Genomic DNA, 4918 nt, shown 5'->3' on the forward strand with positions numbered 1-4918 from the left:
CTGCCATGGCGGGCATAGGCCTGTTCGACGCGCGGCACGATGCGCTCCATGCGCTCCTCCGCCTGCTGGTTGAGGTAGCCGAGAAAGCCGTACTTCAGGCTCAGGTAGGCGGCGAACACCATACCCAGCACGGCGAACGCACAGACGGCGAGCATGGCGCAGAAGAACTTGCTGGACAGGCTGACTTTCATGACACCGCCGACACGCTGGGAATGCCGCCATTGAAGCGCGCCCCTCGTGGGCCCGCAAGGCGTACCGGCCAATCTCCCAGATTTCTGCACATTGCCTGCACAATTGCCGCGCACGCTGGCGCCATCGAAATCATCTGGCTCGGAGCCCGCGATGCCTACTTTATTACAATCCCTGATTCTTGTTCGCTCGCCCCTGGGGCGCGCCCTGCTGCTCACTGCCGGCATTATCGTCATCGGTGGTTGCAGCGAGGGCGACGCCACCGCTGCGCCTGCACCGCTGCAGGCGGTTGCGGTGTATCACGTGAGCAGCGCCCCGCAGGCCGTGAGCACCACCCTGCCCGGCCGCGCCAACGCCCGCCTGATTGCCGAGATCCGCCCGCAGGTGGGCGGGATCATCCAGAAGCGCCTGTTCAATGAAGGCGATACGGTCAAGGCCGGCCAGGCGCTGTACCAGATCGACCCGCAACCCTACCAGGCCGCGCTGGACCAGGCCGATGCCACGGTAAGCTCCGCGCGCGCCACGCTAAAGGCATCTGAACTGAAAGCCCGGCGCGATGCGCAACTGGTGAAGATCGATGCGATCAGCGCCGAAGACAACGAGAGCGCCCAGGCCACCCTGCTCGAGGCACGCGCCAGCCTGCAGTCGGCCCAGGCTGCGCAACGCACCGCCCGCATCAACCTTGACTACACCCGCATCAACGCACCGATCGATGGCCGTACCGCCACCTCGTCGGTCACCCCCGGTGCGCTGGTCACCGCCGAGCAAACCACGGCCCTGACCACGGTGCAGCAACTGGACCCGATCTACGTCGACTTCACCCAGCCCAGCGGTACCCTGCTGCGCCTCAAGCGCGAGCTGGCAGAAGGCAAGCTGGCGCCCAGCGAGCAAAAGGACGCCGCGCGCATCAGCCTGGAGCTGGAAGACGGCAGCACCTATGCCCACGAAGGCACCCTCACCTTCAATGGCGTGAGCGTCGATGAAAGCACCGGCAGCGTAACCTTGCGCGCCCTGGTGCCCAACCCTGAGGGCCTGCTGCTACCAGGCATGTACCTCAAGGCGACACTGCAGGAGGGTGTGCAACAGGACGCCATCCTGGTACCCCAGCAGGCCGTGAGCCGTGATGAACGCGGTGACGCCACCGCGCTGGTAGTGGTGGACGGCAAAGTGCAGCAACGCGCGCTGACCCTGGCCCGGGCCGTGGGCAACCGCTGGTGGGTCAGCCAGGGCCTGGCGGCGGGCGATCAGCTGATCGTGCAAGGCCTGCAGAAGGTTCGCGTTGGCCAACAGGTCCAGGTGCAGGACAGCACCCTGACCGCCCACAACGAAAGCGACCGAGGCCTTTGACATGGCACGTTTCTTCATTGACCGGCCAATTTTCGCCTGGGTTCTCGCCATCCTGGTGATGCTCGGCGGCGGCTTGGCCATCTTCCAGCTGCCGCTGGCCCAGTACCCCAATATCGCGCCGCCCCAGGTCACCCTGAGCGCGACCTACACCGGCGCCTCGGCCAAGACCATGGAAGACTCGGTGACCCAGGTCATCGAGCAGCAGATGACCGGCCTTGACGGCCTGACCTACATGGCCTCGAGCAGCAGCTCGGCCGGCAGCGCCAGCATCACCCTGACCTTCGAGGCCGGCACCGACATCAACACTGCGCAGATGCTGGTGCAGACCAAGCTGGAACAGGCCAAGGCACGCCTGCCGGATACGGTGCAGCAGCAGGGCATCAAGATTCGCAACTCGGCCAGCGATTTTCTGATCATCCTCTCGCTGGTGTCGGACAACCCCGACGTCAGCGCCACCGACATCAGCGACTTCATCTCCAGCACGCTTTATGACCAGATCAGCCGGGTCAGTGGCGTCGGCCAGGTGACCACCTTGGGCTCGAGCTACGCCATGCGTATCTGGCTCGACCCGGACAAGCTCAAGCAGTACGCACTGATGCCTTCGGACGTGAGCAGCGCGCTGCAGGCGCAGAACATCGATACATCAGCCGGCCAGCTTGGCGCCCTGCCCGCTCGCGCCGGCCAGCAGCTCAATGCAACCATCAGTGCCCGCAGCAAGCTGCAGACCGCCGCGCAGTTCCGCGAACTGGTGCTCAAGTACGCCAGTTCTGGCGCAGTGGTGACCCTGGCCGACGTGGCCCGGGTAGAGCTGGGCAGCGAAAGCTACGACGTGGTCGCCGAGCACAATGGCCGCCCTTCCGGTGGCCTGGCCGTCAGCCTGGCAACCGGGGCCAACGCACTGGATGTGGCCGAGGCGGTACAGGCCAAGCTCGGCGAACTTGAGCAGTTCTTCCCCAGCAAGCTGCAACTGCATAGCGAGGTGGCTTACAACACTGCGCCATTCGTAAAGATTTCAATCGAAGAAGTGGTCAAGACCCTGTTCGAGGCCATCGTGCTGGTGGTGCTGATCATGTACTTGTTCATGCAGAACCTGCGCGCCACGCTGATCCCGGCGATTGCCGTACCGGTGGTATTGCTGGGTACGTTCGGCGTACTGGCTTTGCTCGGTTACTCGATCAATACCCTGACCATGTTCGGCATGGTGCTGGCCATCGGCTTGCTGGTGGACGATGCCATCGTGGTGGTGGAAAACGTCGAACGCATCATGGCCGAAAAGGGCTTGTCGCCCCGCGAGGCGACACGCCAGTCGATGGGCGAAATCAGCGGCGCCCTGGTGGGCATCGCTGTGGTGCTGTCGGCGGTGTTCGTACCCATGGCCTTCTTCGGCGGCTCCACTGGGGTGATCTACCGGCAGTTCTCGGTGACCATGGTCGCAGCGATGGCCCTTTCGGTGCTGGTGGCGATGACCCTGACCCCGGCGCTTTGCGCAACCTTGCTCAAGCCAGTGCGGGCCCATGGCAAACCGGCCGGTGGCTTCTTCGGCTGGTTCAACCGCACCTTCGAACGTACCTCGCTGCGCTACCAGCAAGCCGTGGGCAAGGTGCTGATGCGGCCGTTGCGCGGCCTGGTGGTGTACGTCATGGTCCTTGGCGGCGTCGCGCTGATGTTCCACAAACTGCCTAGCGCGTTCCTGCCAGAGGAAGACCAGGGCATGCTGATGATGCAGATGACCCTGCCTGTGGGCGGCACCGATGAACGTCTGCAAGCCGTCAGCCGTCAGGTCCAGGACTACATGTTACAACAGCCGGAAGTGGCCTCGTTGCTGACCGTGCGCGGCCTGGGCAACGGCGGCAACGCGCAGAACGCCGGGCGCGCTTTCGTCAAGCTCAAGGACTGGAGCGAGCGCCAGGGTGAGGCGCACAGCGCCGCAGCCGTGGCGCGGCGGGCCAACATGGCCTTGTCGAAGATACTCGACGCCAATGTGTTCGTCATCGCCCCGCCGGCCATTCAGGGCTTGGGCCAGAGCTCCGGTTTCGACGTGCAACTGCAGGACCTTTCCGGCCTCGGCCACGCTGAACTGCTCAAGGCACGTGACCAGTTCATCGCCCTGGCGGCGAAGGACCCGCGCCTGGCCAACGTGCGGGCACAAGGCTTGGAAGATACACCGCAACTGAATGTCGCCATCGACGATCGCAAGGCCGGTGCCATGGGTGTTGCGGCCAGCGACATCAACGACACCCTGAGCACGGTGATGGGCGGCAGCTATGTGAACGACTTCCTCGATGCCGGCCGGGTCAAGAAAGTCTACCTGCAAGGCGAAGCCGACCAGCGCATGCAGGCCGAGGACATCGGCGCCTGGTATGTGCGTAACGACAGCGACGCCATGGTTGCGCTGTCAGCTTTCACCAGCACGTACTGGGGTACCGCCTCGCCACTGCTGGAACGCTTCAACGGCTTTGGCGCCTACGAACTGGTGGGTGAACCGGCCGCCGGGGTCAGCTCCGGAGAGGCCATGGCCGCCGTCGAGCAGATCATGGCGCAACTGCCGGATGGCATCGGCTACGCCTGGGCCGGGCAGTCGTATCAGGAGCGCCTGGCCGGCAACCAGGCGCCATTGCTGTACGCCATTTCGATCCTTTTCGTGTTTCTGTGCCTGGCGGCGTTGTACGAAAGCTGGTCGGTGCCGCTCGCGGTGATGCTGGTGGTGCCCGTAGGCATCCTCGGGGCATTGCTGCTGACCGGCCTGCGCGGGCTGTCCAACGATGTGTACTTCCAGGTCGGCCTGCTGACCACGGTGGGCCTGGCGGCGAAGAACGCCATCCTGATCGTCGAGTTTGCCAAAGAGGGTTACGAGCGTGGCCAGGACCTGCTCAGTGCCACGCTGGAAGCGGTGCGCATCCGCCTGCGCCCGGTACTGATGACCTCGCTGGCATTCATCCTCGGTGTGCTGCCGCTGGCGCTGAGCACTGGGGCCGGCGCTGGTGGGCGCCAGGCAATCGGCACCGGTGTGCTTGGCGGGATGCTCGCCACCACCGTGCTGGGCCTGTTCTTCATCCCATTGTTCTATGTGCTGGTGCAACGCCTGGCAGGCCGACGCGCAGCCACCGTTGATACCGTTGCAGGAGAAGCCTGATGCGTCTACCCCCTCTTTTTCTGGCGCTGGCCTTGTCCGGCTGCGTCAACCTGGCCCCCGACTACCAGCGCCCGGCTGCGCCTGTGGCCGACCAGTGGCCGGCCACCAGCGCCAGCAAAACCAGCGCCGATATCGGCTGGCAGGCCCTGTTCATCGATACCCGCCTGCGCGACACCGTGGCCCTGGCACTGGCCAACAACCGCGACCTGCGGGTCGCAGCGCTGAACGTCGAATACCAGCGTGCGCAAT

The 4918-nt window shown here is 64.7% G+C and carries 2 protein-coding genes and 2 pseudogenes; 3 read left to right on the forward strand and 1 reads right to left on the reverse strand.

Annotated elements, in window-relative coordinates; translation table 11 throughout:
* A pseudogene (locus BLX42_RS07660) lies at positions 1-191 on the reverse strand (two-component sensor histidine kinase); the annotation flags it as partial.
* A 151-nt stretch (positions 192-342) separates the two neighbouring features.
* Here BLX42_RS07660 and BLX42_RS07665 point away from each other — a divergent pair.
* The 3 genes and pseudogenes from BLX42_RS07665 to BLX42_RS07675 all read left to right on the forward strand — a co-directional run.
* Positions 343-1536, forward strand: a complete 1194-nt coding sequence (locus BLX42_RS07665) for an efflux RND transporter periplasmic adaptor subunit (protein WP_161871492.1) — start codon at positions 343-345, stop codon at positions 1534-1536.
* A 1-nt stretch (position 1537) separates the two neighbouring features.
* Positions 1538-4669 carry an efflux RND transporter permease subunit gene (locus BLX42_RS07670; protein WP_161871493.1) on the forward strand — a complete coding sequence of 1044 codons (3132 nt, stop codon included), beginning with the start codon at positions 1538-1540 and terminating at the stop codon, positions 4667-4669.
* Positions 4669-4918, forward strand: a pseudogene (locus tag BLX42_RS07675) (transporter); the annotation flags it as partial. The gene BLX42_RS07670 and the pseudogene BLX42_RS07675, both read left to right, overlap by 1 nt.

Source organism: Pseudomonas sp. SG-MS2 (genome assembly GCF_009933855.1).
Lineage (GTDB): Bacteria > Pseudomonadota > Gammaproteobacteria > Pseudomonadales > Pseudomonadaceae > Aquipseudomonas > Aquipseudomonas putida_E.